This window comes from Bacillus sp. PSXD-155 (genome assembly GCF_049310765.1).
Classification (GTDB): domain Bacteria; phylum Bacillota; class Bacilli; order Bacillales; family Bacillaceae_G; genus Bacillus_A; species Bacillus_A cereus.
In genome coordinates, this window is sequence record NZ_JBMOWC010000015.1 from 53,036 (window position 1) to 70,042 (window position 17,007).

Below are 17,007 nucleotides of genomic sequence, written 5' to 3' on the forward strand. Positions count from 1 at the left end.
GTGAAGAAAATAGCAATTGTAACAGGGGCAACTCGTCTGAATGGAATTGGTGCAGCTGTATGCAAGGTGCTTGCTCAAAAGGGGATAGACATTTTTTTCACGTACTGGCCAAAGTATGATAAAGCGATGCCATGGGGAATGAGTGATCAAGAACCCTTTTTGCTGAAAAAGGAAATTGAAAGTTACGATGTTCGATGTGAAATGGCAGAAATCAATTTATCGCAGTCTTATTCGCCAAATCGTTTATTTTATATGGTATCAGAACGGTTAGGTGATCCATCTATTCTAGTTAATAATGCAGTATATTCTACTCATACGAGAATTGAGGAATTAGATGTAGAGCAGTTGGATAAACATTATACAGTTAATGTTCGGGCTACTATGCTATTAAGTTCATTGTTTATAAAACATTATTCACTTAAAACGGGCGGGAGTATTATTAATCTTACTTCAGGACAGTCAGTAGGTCCAATGCCAGATGAACTAGCATATGCAGCAACGAAAGGGGCAATTGAAGCATTTACAAAGTCAGTAGCACCAGTTGCGATGGAGAAGGGGATTACAGTGAATGCTGTAGATCCAGGACCGACGAATACAGGATGGATTACAGAGGAGCTGAAGCATCATTTAGTATGGAAGTTCCCGCAAGGTAAAGTAGGAGAACCGGTGGATGCTGCGCGCTTAATTTCTTTTTTAGTAAGTGAAGAAGCGAAATGGGTTACTGGGCAAGTCATTCACTCGAATGGTGGTTATTCATAAAAATATTATGTTAACAAATGTTGAGAAACAAAAAACGAAAGAAAATTTTATTTTTTTTTATAAATAAAATGTCAAGAAAGATAAAAATTTGATAGAAGAGTATATCGTCATATGAAGATAGTAATTCTTAATGTGACAATATACTCTTTTTCTTTTACTTGCGAGTAGAAAAATGAAGTAGAAGAAACTCGAATATTAAAATGAGTTTATCAGTTTTTGTACGTATTATTATGAAGATTACTGTCGGAAAGATGATAATTCGTATGAAAAGGGATTTTTTAAGGGGGAATCGAATCGTAAAGGGGAGGATAAATTATGTAAAACATAGGGGGATTTATATGAAAATGAAAAAGGTCGCTATCGCATCGATAACAATTGGTACAATGCTTACTATGGCAGCTTGTAGTCCTTCAGCAGATAAAGAAACGGAAAAGAAAGAGCAAGTAACTGCGCAAAATGATGGAGAAGCAAAAACGACAAGTGCAGATGAAGCGTCAAAAACAACGAAAGATACTGAAAAAGAAACAAATACTTCTTCAAATGAAAAAACAGATAAGGATGCAAAAAATACGAAAGAATCATCAGGAACAGAAAGTAATGGCAAAACGTCAACTCAAAACGAGAATGTAAAAACAAAAGAAAAAGAGACGACAGGAAAAACGAATGATCAAACGACTAGCGGGAAAACAACAGATCAAAGCACAAGTATAAACAATAACGGAAAGACAACGAAAGATCCGAAGAAAAGTGTTGCTGTGAAAACGAATGTTAAAGAAGTTGTAGCATTAATTGATAGCTTGGACAAGCAGTTAGCTGCTAATCCAAAATTGGAAACAGTGAATAAGCTTGGCAAACAAATTAATGAAAAGTGGGATGTGATTGAAAAAGAGCTAGAAGCATCACATCCGACGGATTCTAAAACAATCGGTCAAAGTATGTATCCGTTAATTGTAGGAGCGGAGAAAGAAAAAATCGATATTAATAAAATGAAATCATTAACGACGAAAACGAAAAAAGATTTAAATCAGTTATTGACGAAACTTTCATAGTTTCAAAAGCCTACTCGTGTGAGTAGGCTTTTTTTAGGTTGTTGTAATGTGCACAGTATAACTTATTTATTTTCATTTTCAATTACGATGCGAAAGGAACTGAATGCTTGTTGACTGATATAATCTTCTTCGCTAACTTTATAAGGAAATGGAAAAGCGACGAGTTGCAAATTACTTTCCTGATCCACTGAAGGCAATGTGAAATTAAAGATTTGTCTTGTTTCAGGTGCAACCTTAGTATAAACGACTTTTCTATTGTTAAATATTTCAACTTGTTTCCAATCTTTAAAAGCTACGATTGCGTAAGTCATTTCATCATTTGTTTCATTACCGTTTGATAAAATTAATTGCTTGCCTTCCTTTTCAAAGAAGACAGTTTGTAAGTTCTCTTCACGGTTCGTAACAAATAATGGTTCGTAAAGACCATCTTTTAAAATAGCATCTGGATCTATAAGGGAGAGTTTTATTTTTTCGTTTTCTTTCTGAGGAAGACGCATTGAGTATCGCATACTTAGAATATCTTCTAAAATGGCTGCTTTATTTAAGTTATTATCTTTTAATTTGTATTCAGGTTTTTTAATTATTAAAAAGGTTAATTCACTTGCATTAGGAGAAGTGTGTAAAGAGATTTTCGTAGTCATTGAACTGTTTGGCTTCATATCAAAAAAATAGTGTGATATTTCATTAGTAGTATCTTCTATTTTAAAAGGTTTTTGTTCGTAATCTTCTAGAACAATTAATCCATATTTTCGGTTTTCGTTAATAGTATGTACGAATGATAATGATACATTAATTTTATTATCCTCACTAGTAATTGTACTACCGTTGTTAATATGTTGGCCTTGATTATCCTTCAATCCGTAAGAAATAGTATTGGTTTGTTGCCCTCTCTTATTTTCTTTAGAAGGTGGATGAGGTTGTATGATTGAGGTATTGAACAAAATATAAATTGTAAGTAATGAAATGAGTAAAACACCGATAATAATATATATTTGTTTCATAAATAGCACCTCAATATATGTAAAGTATTAGAGAAAAAAGATATGCAAGATGCATATCTTTTTTCTCTTTCTTACCAGAAGGCTTTTGTTTCGTGATTCACATCATTATAACCACTTAATTTATAGGTATGATTACCGATAGCGTAATCATCTCCATAATAAACGCTTGTGTTGGTCGCTGTAGCACTGACAAAGGATGATTTTTTTGCACTATTACTTTTCGTATTTACTAATGAGCCATCGCCATTGAAAGTTCTTGCTTTTGCATAAACATAGTCTTCGGTCGTAGTTGATTTCGATTTAGCAACTGCATAGGGGTTACCAAAAAAGGGAGTATATACGCTAATGTTAGAGTCATTCTTAGGTGCAGCTGCAATAGTCAAACTAGGAACACTAGATGTTTTTGTTGATTGAATTGTATCAAAGTCAACTAAAACGGGCTGCTTGTCTACAGTATCGACCTCTGAAGCACTTGCGTTATTAGTAAAACCAAAACCTAAAACCGCTAACCCTAAAGTTGTCACCGATAAAGATTTTTTCATATTCACTAATTTTCCCACCTTTTTAAATTTTTGAGTTCGAACTCAATTCATACAATATATGAAAATTTCGAAACTCTCAATGGTTTATTCCATACTTAACTTTTCTTTTACTTTCGATTCAACATGTCTTCATTTGCAAAAAAGCGAATATATCTTCTAATGCTTAGCCAGCAAGGGATACAGGTTTAACTTTATGAAATTCGTGTAAATTTAAATCTATTCATGTCAGAATCTCTGTTATTTTTAAGTTCATATGGGAAACTTATTAAAAAAAGGATGGTGACAAAAATGACAATCGATCGAATTTGTACAATTGGACCCGCAAGTAATAATAAAGAAACGTTAGCACAGTTAATAAAGAATGGTATGAAAATTGTTCGACTGAATTTATCGCATGGCACGCATGAAAGTCATAAAGACATCATTCGTTTAGTGAAATCATTAGATGACTCTATTAAATTTTTGGGTGATGTACAAGGTCCTAAAATAAGATTAGGTGAAGTGAAGGGAGAGCAAATTACACTTCAGGCAGGAGATTCTTTTATTTTACATACACAATCAGTTACAGGGAGTAATACAGAAGCGAGTGTTGATTATGAAGGAATTGCGAATGATGTGAAAGTAGGCAGTAGAATTTTAATTAATGATGGAGAAGTTGAATTAATTGTTGAAAAGATAAGTACGGACAAAATAGAAACGAAGGTAAAAACAGGTGGCAATATCTCATCTCATAAAGGAGTTAATTTACCAGATGCGGCTGTTCGTTTACCAGCTATTACAGAGAAAGATAAAAAAGATATTCAGTTTCTTTTAGAAGAGAATGTTGATTTTATCGCGTGTTCTTTCGTAAGAAAACCTAGTCATATAAAAGAAATACGAGATTTTATACAACAGTATAAAGAAACGTCACCTAATGTAATTGCAAAAATAGAAACGATGGAAGCAATCGAGAATTTTCAAGATATATGTAAAGAAGCAGATGGAATTATGATTGCAAGGGGCGATTTAGGAGTAGAGTTACCGTATCAATGCATTCCGCTTTTACAGAAAATGATGATTCAGGAATGTAATCGAACGAATACATATGTCATTACAGCAACACAAATGCTTCAATCTATGGTAGATCATTCTATTCCAACAAGAGCAGAGGTGACTGATGTGTTTCAAGCTGTACTGGACGGGACGAATGCAGTTATGCTTTCAGCTGAAAGTGCATCAGGAGAACATCCAATCGAAAGTGTGAGAACATTACGTCTCGTTTCAGAATTTGCGGAGCATGTTAAAAAAGATGGACCTTTTGCGATGAAAGATGTACTGGAGTTACTGCATAAATCACTGAATGAGTGATGAATAAAAAAAGAGGGTGGATATGCATCCCCCCTCGTGTTTACTCTTGTTCTTGTTCATCTAAAATCTTATCAAAAGCAGCAGATACTTTATCAAACTCTTCATCATTTTCAATGTATGAAAACTCATTATCTTCTTCTACTTTTAAAAAGAAAATATCAATGTCTTCCTCAGTTTCTGTTTGGATATCTTCAACAAAGGCAACTGCAATATATTCTGCACCTTCGACATCCATTGCTCCAAGTACTTCTACTTCCTGATCCTCATTATTCTCATCGCTAAGTGTAAACACTTCGCCAACTTCAATATCAGACATATTCATTCTCCTCCTGTTCGACTCTAAAAATAGAGCACTCAAACTGTATACATACTAACATATCTTTCCATGAAAAACCAAATTCATACGTAAGAAAACAATTGATTCTTCTTTAGTATGAGTATACAGCTATTAGGAGCATTATTTGTCTGTGCTATATTACTTAATCCATTCAACAATTGTATCCATAGTCTGTCTTGTTTTATCACGCTTTGGCTCTTCTTTACGGTAACCAAAGGCAACCATAACTGATACTTCAAGATTATCGCCTTGTATAATGCCTTCTTGACGAAGTAAAGAATCTACTTCCTCTTTATCAAATCCTTCTATTGGACAAGAATCAATACCGATTTGAGCTGCACTCGTCATCATATTACCTAAAGCAATATAAGTTTGTTTAGATGCCCAATCAAATACAGCACGATCGGATTGTAATAAGTTAAAATCTGTTTCCTGGAACTTTTTGAAGAATTCATATCTAATTTTTTGAGTGTCTTCAGGCAATCCAATAATATCGTTCATCATATATTTAATATACTCTGCATCATAATGCATATCTTTAATGTTTCTTGAAAGAACAATAACAAAATGACTAGCTGTTGCAAGTTGCCCACCAGCGCCCCATGAATACGGTTGTAGTTTTTCTCTTAATTCTTTATTTTGTACGACAATAAATTTCCAAGGTTCATATCCAAAAGAAGAAGGAGATAATCTGCCTGTTTCTAAAATGAATTTAAAATCCTCTTCTGAAATTTTGTGCATAGGATCGAACTCTTTACATGCATGTCTGAAATGAAAAGCCTCCATAATTTTTTCTTTTGTAATTTCTTTTGTATTTGTCATAAAAGTTCCTCTTTTCATGAATTTATTTTTGTAAGTAAAGTATATTTTTAAAGTAACATAGATACAAGTACGCACATTTATGTGGTATAGTATCAAAAAAGATACTAATGTTAAGGGAAGGGATTTATTATGGATTGTCCAAACGAAAATAATATAAATTACCCATTTTTAAATAAATATTCTTGTCCAGTTGAAGCTATGGTTGAGGTGATTGGAGGGAAATGGAAAGGGGTAATTTTGTATCATTTATTAGATGGTACAAAGCGGTTTAATGAATTAAAAAGATTAAAACCAAATATCACACAAAGAATGTTAACACTGCAGCTGAGAGAACTTGAAGCAGATGGCATCATACATCGCGAAGTATACCGTGAAGTGCCGCCAAAAGTAGAATATTCATTAACTGAGCTTGGTGAATCACTACGTCCAGTGATTCTATTAATGATGGAATGGGCAACTCATAATATGGAGAAGGTTTTGGAGAGTAGGAATACGAAAAATAATAATTAAGAGTTGAAATTGGTATAGATGAGATATGTGAAATAGTTGTAGAAATAAAAGGTGTTTCCATACGTGAAAACACCTTTTATTTCTATATTTTTACTTTTTAACTTCAACTGCTGAAGTTGGAAAGTTATTTAAGTTTGCAATTTGACCATACCAATCAGCATGTTTAAAAACAACACCTTTTCCATATCCTTCAGTTGAAGTACGTTCCCATAGTGTTGTTGAATAGCTAGCGGTAGGGGATGCTGTACGTACAGAAACAATTTGATTTTGCCAACTAGCAGACAAGTTTTTATAACCGCTACTTACAGAAAAATACTCGCTACCTTGATTTGTGCGTTTATAGAAGTCTGTACTACCAGGTCCGCTTCCTCCAACACCAAGGGGAGTGATTGAATTATTCAACCTTTGTTTATCTTTTTCAATAAAAGCCTCTAAACTTTCTTTGCTCGAAAATCCATAAGATAACCAGTCACCATTTTGATTTTGTTTCGGTAGAACTAACGTTATTTTTACGTCTTCCTTTAATGGAGCACTCAATTTGTTAAATGAATCAACAGTCTTTTCATCTACAGTTACATATTCGAAAGAGGAAATCGTATAATCTTTTTCGGTACTAGCTGATACTAATCCCATTCCTCCAGTTAACGACGAAACAGTTAATAATGCACCTGCTACCAACTTTTTAAGCATGGATTCATCTCCTTAAAACTTAGATTTTTTACATAACTAAAATGTATGTTAATTCGAATGTATTATAAATATTTAGAAATTTATAAAAATTAAACAGAATATTCTTTTATTAGTCTTGAGTAAGGAAAGTAATTAAAAATGAAAAAAAGGTTTACTTAAAAAGTAAATCCTTTTTGCCGACCTATCTCAAAACTCTATGGATTAAAGTTTCATTTTATCCATCTATGAATCATACACTTCTTTTGCATTCATAGAAACAGCATCTAATAAAAGAAAAATGGCTGCTATAATATGTAGAAGGATTTCTATATAAGGAAAGAAGGCAACTAGAGTAACGATAATACCTATATAATGAGCGTACGTATTCATCCCTGCTTTTTTAGCTAATAAAATAGTAGTGATATGTAAAGCAATCAATAGTAGTAAAGGTAATCCATCTAGGTTAACAAGACTTGGAAATAAATAATAACAAGGAATTAATAAAAGATGATAGATTCCTGTGATCCACTTTAGTGCTTGTATGTAAGTTTTCAAAGTAAATCCTCCTAAAATAATATATCTATATATTACTAAAAATAACAGGTAATTGGATATTATATATTTTTAGTTTTAGGTAGCTTGTAATTATTTTATGTAAACTAATTATTGATTATCTATAAAATAGAAAAACCACCCAAACGAGGGTGGTTCGTATTATAAATAACTACTTAAAGAAGAAAGGGAGACCTTCACCTCACTACCTTCCTTCATATTTCGCAGCATAACGGTTTCTGTACTAAGTTCGTCTTCACCAATGATAAGCACATAAGGGATATTCTCTTTATTGGCATAATTAAGGGCACGTTTTAATTTGCGTCCTGCTAGTTCAAGTTCGACTTTTAAGGAAGTGGTGGAACGTAATTGCTGGGCAATTTGTAAGCATTGTAACTCTGTCCCAAGCGGGATGATAAATAGATCCGCTGTAGATGAGATTGTTTCTTTCTGCGATAGTGCTGTATAAATAACGTCTAAACCGAATGAAATACCGACTGTTGGATAGTTTATATTATCACCACGGAAAGCTCCGATAATGTTATCGTATCGACCACCGCTACCGATGCTAGATGTAATCGATCCATCTTTTAAAAAGATTTCATATACAGTACCTGTATACATTGTGAGTCCTCGCGCTAAAAACGGGTTGAATATCGTATTTTCATTTATTCCAAGGGCGATTAAATATTGCTGTAATTGTTGTAGTTCGTTTACTCCATCGGCAACGAGTGGATTATTGAAAGCTTCTTTAAAGTCAGCGATAGTAAGCTTTAGACAAGATAATACGGTATTACATATCGTATCAGCCATTTCTTCAGAAATTCCGCGCTCTAATACATCTTTTCGTACACCATCAATCCCAATCTTTTCGATTTTATCTAATGATAAAATGACGTCACTTGTTAACTCAGTAGGGATGTTAATGGCCTGAAGAATACCATTTAACAATTTTCGGTTATTATATTGGATCGTTATCTCTAAGTTTAACGTTCGGAACAGTTCAAACGCCATACCCATAAGTTCAGCTTCTGCCATGACAGACTCAACACCGACGATATCAACGTCGCATTGTATAAATTCACGAAATCTTCCTTGTTTAATTGGCCCATCTCGAAATACTTTCCCAATCTCATAACGTTTAAAAGGGAGGCGGAGGTTCGGATTCATTGCCACAACTTTTGCGAATGGAATAGTTAAATCGTATCGTAAGGCGAGCTCACGTTTCCCTTGATCCTGAAGTGTATATATTTCTTTTAATATTTCATCGCCACCGCCGTACTTGTAAGACATAAGCTCATACATATTTAACGTCGGCGTTTCTAAAGGTTTGCATCCGTATCGTTCAAACGTATCTTCACAAGCTCTTTTAATTTTATTTCGCAGCACTTGTTCTTCTGGTAAATAGTCTTTCGTTCCTTTTACATTTCTCATTTCCATCATAATCACTCCTTTTTTAAATTAAAAAAAGCTATGCAGGTATAAAAATACCCACATAGCTTTATGAACGCTTCGTGGGTCAACAGGAAAAGCCCTGTACCCACGAAGAAAAACTTTTCTTCGGATACACGGCGTTACGTATGATGATGAAGTTGGAAAGAAGTATTAAAATTTCGCATTGCAAATATCTCCTTAACGTAAGTTTTTCCAAATTATATCAGATGATTTTTGAATTATCAATATTTTTAGTTTTGAAAAATACGTGAAGTTATGTAGGAGAAATGGAAAAGGGTGTATAATAAAGGAAAACTTAATGATATGAAATAAAGTTTTAAGGAGAACGTTATGAAAAAAGATAAAACAAATGCGATGCGAATATTAGATAAAGAAAAAATTGAATATTCGATGATGTCATATGATCCAGACGATGGGAAAATTGATGGCGTATCAGTAGCCGAGAAAATTGGACGAGAAGTGAGAGAAGTATATAAAACGTTAATCGCTCAAGGGAATAGTAAAAATTATCATGTGTTTATTATTCCGGTAGATGAGGAACTAAATTTAAAAGTTGCCGCAAAAGCAGTAAGTGAAAAAAAGATTGAAATGATTCCTGTAAAAGATATTACGAAAGTGTCAGGATATATTCGCGGTGGTTGTTCACCAGTTGGGATGAAAAAGTTATTTTCTACATGTATCGATGAAAGCGCCCAATCACTTGAAACGATGATTGTAAGTGGAGGGAAAATCGGCGTGCAAATTGAGCTTAAAGTGGATGATTTGGTGAAAGTAACGAGAGCGCAATTTGGTGAAATAACGAAATAATGATACATAGGAAAAGAAGTTCTAGTTTTATTGAATTTAGATAATATTTTATAGGATAGTTAGTTCATTATGGGGCTGATTATCCTTTTTATTTACGTAATAATACGTTATGTTAACCGATTATGTGTACAGTATTCAGCCGAAAACAAACAACATATCAACTCTCTAAAATGGTAAAATAGGGAAAAGGGCATCCTGAATATTACCTTTAGAAACCACTATTTATCACATAGGGGTTTTTAAAAAAGTAAAGGGGGGAGATAAATGAAATATATTAATGGATTGTACATATCACTTATATTGATGATGTTTATTAATTTACTTAATTTTACAATTTTTGATAATAAATACTCAGGGATAACAATGTATCTTTCTTCCGTTATATTCATAATTGGGAGCGCATTTTTTGGAAGTGCAAAACGGCTTAAAATGAGTGAAAAAAAATAAACCTTTTAGGAGGTTATAATCATTAATGAAACAACAAGAACAAGTTATCTTTCGTGAGGTTCAGCGATCCCCAATTTGGGTATGGATACTCATATTAGGGATATCCATGCTGATGTGGTATGGATTTATTCAACAAATTATTCTTGATATCCCGTTTGGAGATAAACCAGCTCCTAATGGTGTCTTAATTGTTATGTGGTTGTTGTTCGGGATTGCCTTTCCTGTATTAATGCTTGGAGTATTGAAACTGATCATTGAGGTCCGTGAAAAAGGTCTTTATGTCCGCTTTGTTCCTTTTCATTTTCAATATAAGCAGTACCTTTTCAAAGATATACATCATTATGAATGCATTACTTACAGTCCGATAAAACGATTTGGAGGATGGGGAATTCGTTTTAACCTTAAGAATGAAAAAGCCTATAACATGAATGGAAATAAAGGAATAGAGTTAAAGTTGCAATATAACACAGTAGTAATCGGCACTCAAAAATCAGAAGAATTAAAAAAAGCACTGGACTCAGTACAAAAGTATATTGAAAATTAAACTTCAACAAACGGGCACAATTCAAAAATTTTTACTAGGTATACCTACTTTAAAAATAACTTGAATTTACTTCCTATATCGAAAACTATGCAAATAAGCTGTTCACTAGATTCTCATAGAAAACTGTGGTGAGATAAAATTTTTGATTTTGCAGCACTTCAAAATCTTAACTAGAGGGCTAGTATCGGTACCCCACAATAAAAAGGCAGGAACATATCAAATATGTTCCTGCCTTTCATTTTAGAGAGATGTTTCCTAACAGTTGATTTTGTTAACGAAAGTCGACTTTAAATCCATATTTTGTGTGAAATAAAAGCATATAATAAAAGTATGAGGTGATGATGTGAAGGAGATAAACATTCATAAAATAATTGCGGATAAGAGAAAAGAAAAGGGAATTACGCAGGAAGAGTTAGCGATGTATATTGGTATTACGAAGGCATCTGTTTCCAAATGGGAGACAGGGCAGAGTTATCCGGATATTACATTTTTACCACTGTTAGCATCGTACTTTAACATAAGTATTGATGAACTAATTAGTTATACACCACAAATGGAGCAGGAAGATATTAAGGATTTATATCATAGACTAGCGGAAGCTTTTAGTGAAGAACCATTTGATGAAGTAATGATAGAGTGCAGAGGAATAATCAAAAAATATTATTCTTGTTTTCCGTTATTACTTCAAATGGGACTACTTTTTATTAATCACCATATGTTAACAGAGGATACGGATAAAAGAATTGAAATGTTAGAAGAGGCAATGTCTCTCTTTAGCAGGGTACAGGAAGAAAGTGACGATGTTTCTCTTGTGAAAGAGGCGGTATCGTTTCAAGCAACTTGCTATCTTATACTCAATAAACCAAATGAGGTGCTTCAATTACTTGGCGGAACGATACGACCTAACGTTCCAGCGGAAGATCTAATCGCACAAGCGTATCAAATGCTTGGAAATGTTGAAAAGGCAAATGAAATAATGCAAATTAGTATGTACCAACATTTAATACAACTCGTTGCGACAATACCGAATTATGTAGTAGTAAATGCCTCAAGCGCTGAAAAGGTAGAGGTAATTTTAAATAGAGCTTTCATGTTAATAGATATATATGAAATAGAAACATTACATCCTAATATGACTTTAAAAGTATACTATGCTGCTGCGCAAGTATATTGTATGCAAGGTAATTTTGAAAGAGCATTAGAAATGTTACGGAAATATGCAGCGGTTTGTGCGGCTAGCTTTACAGTAAATAGCCTGCATTTACATGGAGATTCCTATTTTGATGCGATTGATGGATGGTTTGCAGAGTTTCCGCTCGGCGCTAAAACAGTTAGAAATGAAGAGATTATAAAGCGAAGCATGTTACAAAGTATTGCAGAGAATCCAGTTTTCGCTCCAATGAAAGATGTAAGAGAGTATAAAAATATAATAACGAGTTTGAAATTTAAATTGGATATAAAAGAATAGGGGGACAAAATGATGACTTTTGATGAATATGAAGTAGCGATCAATAGTGAGTGTACTTTACAAGGTACGATTACAAAGCCAAAAGCTGATGGGAAGTATGCGGCTGTTGTCATTATCGCGGGATCTGGAGAGATTGATCGTGATGGAACGATCGTACCGCTAAAGCTTGAGGCGAACATATATAAAGATTTAGCGCATGTAATAGCGGGGTTGGGTGTAGTGACGCTCCGCTTTGATAAGCGCGGAGTAGGAAAGAGTGATGGAGAATTTCTGAAGACTGGAATGTGGGATTTAGTTAGTGATATAGAGTCTACGATTACGTATTTAAAAGAACAACCATTTGTTGATCCAGAAAATATCATTTTAGCTGGTCATAGTGAAGGATGTATGTTGGCAACAGTAGTAAATGCAAGAACACCAGTTAATGGGCTTATCCTTCTTACAGGGGCTGCGGAATCATTAGAAGAGGCTACGAAAAGACAAAGGGAAATTGCATATAAAGAACTAAAGGAGCAGAAAGGAATAAAAGGAAAACTAATGCGCCTTCTCAATGTAGAGAAACGTGGAGAGAAGCAAATGGAAAAAATAAAAGAGAAAATGATGAATACAGAAAAAGATACGATTAAAGTTGGTTTTAAACCGATGAACGCAAAGTGGTTTAGAGAGCATTTTCAGCATGACATTTATAAAGATTTAATGAAAGTAACGTGCCCGGTATTAGCAATCGCTGGTGATAAAGATATTCAGGCTGATCCTGAAAGAGCGAAGCGGATCGGTGATTATGTGAAGGGTGATTCTGAAGTACATGTAATAAAAAATATGGATCATAGTTTGAAAGTTTTTGAAGGTGAGTTTAAAGCATTAGATTTTAAAAAGAATTATGAAGAAGGGGCAAGAAAGCCACTTCATCCAGAGTTGGAAGAAATAATTGTGAATTGGCTGGATACACATTTTAACTCGCAACATGCGGGTAGTAAGATTCCCGGCTCAATATTAGGCGAAAGTGAGGAAGTCGGAAGGAAGAGTAATTGTCTGTAAAAAAAACGGTTGTTGTAGGTTGATTTAGTTTAGTATATGAATTTATTTTTTTTGCGAATTCATTCATTATAAAATGTTCGTTTTTATTAATTAACGAGATAAAAACGAACATTATTTTATTTTAAATAAATTGGGTAATTAGACTATAACATTAATGCTTATCATTGAATATAATAATAATATAATGGAGGTGATGTTATATGGCTCTTACTACAGGACCAATTGAAAACGTAGGAAATCAACCTGCTAATGCAAATAAAGTTAGGGTGAAGATCCTTAACCGTACTGCGGGCCCACTTACTGGAGTAGCTAGAGTTTTTAGACTTGACGGTTCATTAGTATTAATTGAACAGGTAAACTTCAATGTGAATTCTAATGCTTCTACTTTTGCAACTCTAAGCTTAGTTCATCCTGCTCTTGGACAAGCATTTGAATATGAAGTTCAAATTGTTCCTAATCAACCTGGTGGACTATATAGTGTTTATGGACTAACAGCTGAAAATGTTATTATTACTGCACAACGTGTTGTGAACTCAGAATTGACACAGTTTCTTTAATTAAAATAGATTGGTGCCTACATGGTATCCAATCTATTTTTGTACGTATTATTCAGAGAAAGAAAGGTTTTACACAAAAATAAAGACAGTTATGGAAAAGGGAAGAGTCGAGCTAGCATCTTGATTTTTATTATTTCTGTCTTAGACCGTATCTGTTTTGTGGCACGGTTTTCTTTGAATGCTTTTTATTCAAACTGTTTTTTAAAGTATTTATCAAATATGCATTATTGCATAAATAAATTTAAATTTATAAGTTAATATTAAACTACTTTTTAGTTGTAAAGAATATGTTAATAATCTTTATAAGAAAAGGATATTCCTTGTAAAAAGTGAAATTGTTTGGAATGTGAATAAACAAAAAGTTTAGAAGTGATACAGACTGGATAGAGTCTTGTATTAAATAAAAAGAAAAGGGTGGGTATGGGTTTCTAAAAGTTTTGGGGGGAGAAAGTATTTTTTAGTTAGTAGCTTCAAATTATATTTTAAAGGGGAATGGGTATATGAAGTTTCGAAATACAAAGATTGCTATGATTACACTATCTTCATTTTTTATTTTAGGTTCTGCATCTCTATCATTCACAGATACTATACACGGTGAAGTAGCTTCTGCATCAGCACAAGAGATTATTGTAAAAAGTTATGACGATACATATTATAATAACGCAATAGGAAAAACGGGCTTAGAATTAAAGAAGGAACTGCATAATATTATTGATAATCATACAAAGTTATCATACAGTGCGGTTTGGGAAGCACTAAGAGATACTGATGAAGATCCAAATAATAAAAATAATGTGATACTCTTATATACTGGTCGTTCGCAAGGGAAGCTTACGAATGGATCAGGAGTAAATAACTGGAACCGTGAGCATGTTTGGGCAAAATCTCACGGTGACTTTGGAACGACTGCAGGACCTGGAACAGATCTACATCATTTAAGAGCGACGGATGTATCTGTAAATAGTTCACGAGGGAATTTAGATTTTGATAATGGTGGTGTGAATCATTCTGAAGCGACAGAATGTAAATATGATAGTGATTCTTGGGAACCTCGTGATAGTGTAAAAGGAGATATTGCTAGAATGCTGTTTTATATGGCTGTTCGTTACGAGGGGGACAACGGCGAAATAGATTTAGAACTAAATGAAAAAGTGAATAACAATAAAGATCCATACATGGGGAAACTATCGGTTTTATTAAAATGGAATGAACAAGACCCGGTCGATGATTTAGAGCGAAAGCGTAATGAAGTGATTTTTACAAAATATCAACATAACCGCAATCCTTTTATTGATCATCCTGAATGGGTAAATAAAATTTGGAACTAAGATTTTTAAAGGTATTATATTTTGATAGAAGGGATTGATTATTATGATCAATCCCTTCTTATATTTTTACTAGAATAAATGATTTTTATAGGATTGAAGAGGAGAATAGGATAGATATTTTATCAAGTTAATTATATATGGGTATTTTAGTACGGTCCCCACTCAATATTCACCCCAATAATAAGAAAAACAAGTCCAATGATAAACCAAATGAGTGCAAGTGGAGCCATGAAACGAATCCATTTTCCATAAGAAATCCCGCTCGCTGCGAGAACGCCCATTAAAACACCAGAAGTTGGATTTAAGCAGTTTACTACACCTTCCCCAAGCATAACAGCCTGTACTGTAACTTGGCGTGTAATGTGCATGAAATCAGCTAATGGAGCTAATATCGGAATAAAAATAACCGATTCTCCTGTCCCGGATGAAATAAGGAAATGTAATGCAGCACTACTTACGTACATACCGATAACGCCAAATACAGGGCTTTGTCCTTCAAGAGACTGTGCGAGCTGGTTAACGATAGTATCAAGTAATTTGCCTTGTTCTAAAATGACTGAGATACAACGAGCCATTCCGACGATTAAGGCACCGTATATGAGATTTTGGCAACCTGCTAGAAAAGTAGAAGCGATATCGTTTGCTTTCATACCACCTATTATTCCTGCTGTAATTGCTATGAAAATAAAAGTAGCAGTCATTTCTGCGTCCGTCCAATGTAGACGAAAAGCGCCTATTAAAAATGAAATTAAAGATAAAGCTGAAACGAGTAAAATTAATTTATGACGTATCGTCCAAGGAACTTCTTTTTTCTCTGTTTCTTTTTCGCTTGAAAGAGCGTTACTTGGAAACCAGTTGTCGCCAAGAATGCTTCCTTTATTGGATTTTTTCAAGCGCTTTATATACCAATTTATATATAGAATGGTAGCAAGTAAAAAAGATATATAAATTGCTGTGCGTAAACCAATTCCCGAAAACATCGGAAGTTCTGCGATCTTTTGTGAAATGCCTAAAGGTGAGGGGGATAAAATAGTAGCATTAAAACCAGCATAAGTGCCTAAATAAATAATTGCTACGCCAACGATAGCGTCCCATTTTAATGTGCGGGCAACGATGATGCCGATAGGGATAAAGCCGATAACTGAGTTAACGATAATGCCAGTCGTTCCGAGAATGGAAAAGAGTGCGGCGACAATACATATGAAAAGTAATTGCTGATTACGAAATTTGTTAATAACATGATAGATTAAACCGTCAAGGGCACCTGTCTTTTCAAGAATTGCAATGGCTCCACCTGTAAATAAAATTAGAAAGATAATAGGAGCAGCAAGTGTCATTCCTTTTTCAATAGCGGTAAAAAAAGAAACAAATCCTACAGGTGATTGTGGAACAGAATGGTAGCTTCCCGGTATTGTCGTTGTAACGGTTCCATTTGTAACCCTTTTAAATTCTCCAGCGGGAACGAAATACGTAGCAATGGCGCAAAGTAAGGCAATAAAAAATAGTAGTACGTACGCATCAGGCATTTTAAACTTTTGTTTACTAGGTTGTTTTTTTGCCTCAGTTTGTATTTGCATAAAATCCCTCCTTCTTCACTAGGTTAATTTTTAATATTCTGAATTTAATCTGTGAAATAGATTATAATAAAGGTAGCTTCTTAAGGCAATAGTTTTTGTATCCTTTTCCCGCACATACAAATTATTGCAATATTAGACAGGGAAACGATAATAAGCCAAGAATATGTTATGTAGAAAGAAAAAGGAAAAGAGGGAACA

General features: G+C 33.9%; 19 protein-coding genes. 11 read left to right on the plus strand and 8 right to left on the minus strand.

Annotated elements, in window-relative coordinates:
• On the plus strand, positions 1–759 hold the full coding sequence (locus tag ACO6VI_RS17675) for an SDR family oxidoreductase (protein WP_000716965.1): 759 nt from the start codon (positions 1–3) through the stop codon (positions 757–759).
• A 338-nt stretch (positions 760–1,097) separates the two neighbouring features.
• A complete protein-coding gene (locus ACO6VI_RS17680) occupies positions 1,098–1,808 on the plus strand; it encodes a hypothetical protein (RefSeq protein ID WP_088020590.1) in 711 nt (236 codons plus the stop codon).
• 62 nt (positions 1,809–1,870) lie between these two features.
• Here the strand turns inward: ACO6VI_RS17680 and ACO6VI_RS17685 are convergent, their stop codons facing one another.
• Both ACO6VI_RS17685 and ACO6VI_RS17690 read right to left on the minus strand, forming a co-directional pair.
• Entirely contained in the window at positions 1,871–2,809 is a 939-nt protein-coding gene (locus ACO6VI_RS17685; protein WP_023522522.1) for a hypothetical protein, read from the minus strand.
• A 71-nt stretch (positions 2,810–2,880) separates the two neighbouring features.
• Positions 2,881–3,357, minus strand: coding sequence for a hypothetical protein (locus tag ACO6VI_RS17690; protein WP_023522521.1), 477 nt, complete (start codon positions 3,355–3,357; stop codon positions 2,881–2,883).
• A gap of 282 nt (positions 3,358–3,639) precedes the next feature.
• Here ACO6VI_RS17690 and ACO6VI_RS17695 point away from each other — a divergent pair, with 282 nt between their 5' ends.
• Positions 3,640–4,698, plus strand: a complete 1,059-nt coding sequence (locus tag ACO6VI_RS17695) for a pyruvate kinase (RefSeq protein ID WP_065484514.1) — start codon at positions 3,640–3,642, stop codon at positions 4,696–4,698.
• Positions 4,699–4,738: 40 nt separating this feature from the next.
• Here the strand turns inward: ACO6VI_RS17695 and ACO6VI_RS17700 are convergent, their stop codons facing one another.
• Both ACO6VI_RS17700 and ACO6VI_RS17705 read right to left on the minus strand, forming a co-directional pair.
• Positions 4,739–5,020, minus strand: a complete 282-nt coding sequence (locus tag ACO6VI_RS17700) for a DUF1292 domain-containing protein (protein ID WP_003271045.1) — start codon at positions 5,018–5,020, stop codon at positions 4,739–4,741.
• Positions 5,021–5,173: 153 nt separating this feature from the next.
• Positions 5,174–5,857 carry an NAD(P)H-dependent oxidoreductase gene (locus ACO6VI_RS17705; protein ID WP_000185606.1) on the minus strand — a complete coding sequence of 228 codons (684 nt, stop codon included), beginning with the start codon at positions 5,855–5,857 and terminating at the stop codon, positions 5,174–5,176.
• Between the two features lie 129 nt (positions 5,858–5,986).
• Here ACO6VI_RS17705 and ACO6VI_RS17710 point away from each other — a divergent pair, with 129 nt between their 5' ends.
• On the plus strand, positions 5,987–6,367 hold the full coding sequence (locus tag ACO6VI_RS17710; protein ID WP_000340580.1) for a winged helix-turn-helix transcriptional regulator: 381 nt from the start codon (positions 5,987–5,989) through the stop codon (positions 6,365–6,367).
• 90 nt (positions 6,368–6,457) lie between these two features.
• Here ACO6VI_RS17710 and ACO6VI_RS17715 read toward each other — a convergent pair whose 3' ends face one another.
• The 3 genes from ACO6VI_RS17715 to ACO6VI_RS17725 form a co-directional block, all read right to left on the minus strand.
• Positions 6,458–7,057 (minus strand): hypothetical protein, encoded by a 600-nt coding sequence (locus tag ACO6VI_RS17715; RefSeq protein WP_023522519.1) that lies wholly within the window; start codon positions 7,055–7,057, stop codon positions 6,458–6,460.
• A 222-nt stretch (positions 7,058–7,279) separates the two neighbouring features.
• The gene (locus ACO6VI_RS17720; protein WP_000860701.1) at positions 7,280–7,591 is read right to left on the minus strand and encodes a hypothetical protein; all 312 of its coding nucleotides are present in this window, start codon (positions 7,589–7,591) and stop codon (positions 7,280–7,282) included.
• A 159-nt stretch (positions 7,592–7,750) separates the two neighbouring features.
• Entirely contained in the window at positions 7,751–9,028 is a 1,278-nt protein-coding gene (locus tag ACO6VI_RS17725; RefSeq protein ID WP_161519909.1) for a histidine--tRNA ligase, read from the minus strand.
• Positions 9,029–9,373: 345 nt separating this feature from the next.
• On the opposite strand from ACO6VI_RS17725, the gene ybaK reads away from it, so the two are divergent.
• The 7 genes from ybaK to ACO6VI_RS17760 all read left to right on the plus strand — a co-directional run bounded on the left by ybaK (position 9,374) and on the right by ACO6VI_RS17760 (position 15,232).
• Positions 9,374–9,850, plus strand: a complete 477-nt coding sequence (gene ybaK, locus ACO6VI_RS17730; protein ID WP_098818704.1) for a Cys-tRNA(Pro) deacylase — start codon at positions 9,374–9,376, stop codon at positions 9,848–9,850.
• A gap of 264 nt (positions 9,851–10,114) precedes the next feature.
• Positions 10,115–10,297 (plus strand): hypothetical protein, encoded by a 183-nt coding sequence (locus ACO6VI_RS17735; protein WP_000875162.1) that lies wholly within the window; start codon positions 10,115–10,117, stop codon positions 10,295–10,297.
• Between the two features lie 25 nt (positions 10,298–10,322).
• Positions 10,323–10,841: a DUF6141 family protein gene (locus ACO6VI_RS17740; protein ID WP_000813118.1), complete on the plus strand. Its 519-nt coding sequence runs from the start codon at positions 10,323–10,325 to the stop codon at positions 10,839–10,841.
• Between the two features lie 343 nt (positions 10,842–11,184).
• Entirely contained in the window at positions 11,185–12,309 is a 1,125-nt protein-coding gene (locus ACO6VI_RS17745) for a helix-turn-helix domain-containing protein (RefSeq protein ID WP_098818703.1), read from the plus strand.
• Between the two features lie 12 nt (positions 12,310–12,321).
• The gene (locus tag ACO6VI_RS17750) at positions 12,322–13,347 is read left to right on the plus strand and encodes an alpha/beta hydrolase family protein (protein ID WP_202626570.1); all 1,026 of its coding nucleotides are present in this window, start codon (positions 12,322–12,324) and stop codon (positions 13,345–13,347) included.
• 200 nt (positions 13,348–13,547) lie between these two features.
• Positions 13,548–13,904 (plus strand): hypothetical protein, encoded by a 357-nt coding sequence (locus ACO6VI_RS17755; RefSeq protein WP_001229415.1) that lies wholly within the window; start codon positions 13,548–13,550, stop codon positions 13,902–13,904.
• A gap of 500 nt (positions 13,905–14,404) precedes the next feature.
• Positions 14,405–15,232 (plus strand): endonuclease I family protein, encoded by an 828-nt coding sequence (locus ACO6VI_RS17760; RefSeq protein ID WP_000672183.1) that lies wholly within the window; start codon positions 14,405–14,407, stop codon positions 15,230–15,232.
• Positions 15,233–15,378: 146 nt separating this feature from the next.
• Here ACO6VI_RS17760 and ACO6VI_RS17765 read toward each other — a convergent pair whose 3' ends face one another.
• The gene (locus ACO6VI_RS17765) at positions 15,379–16,809 is read right to left on the minus strand and encodes a YfcC family protein (RefSeq protein WP_063548014.1); all 1,431 of its coding nucleotides are present in this window, start codon (positions 16,807–16,809) and stop codon (positions 15,379–15,381) included.
• Positions 16,810–17,007: the final 198 nt, after the last annotated feature.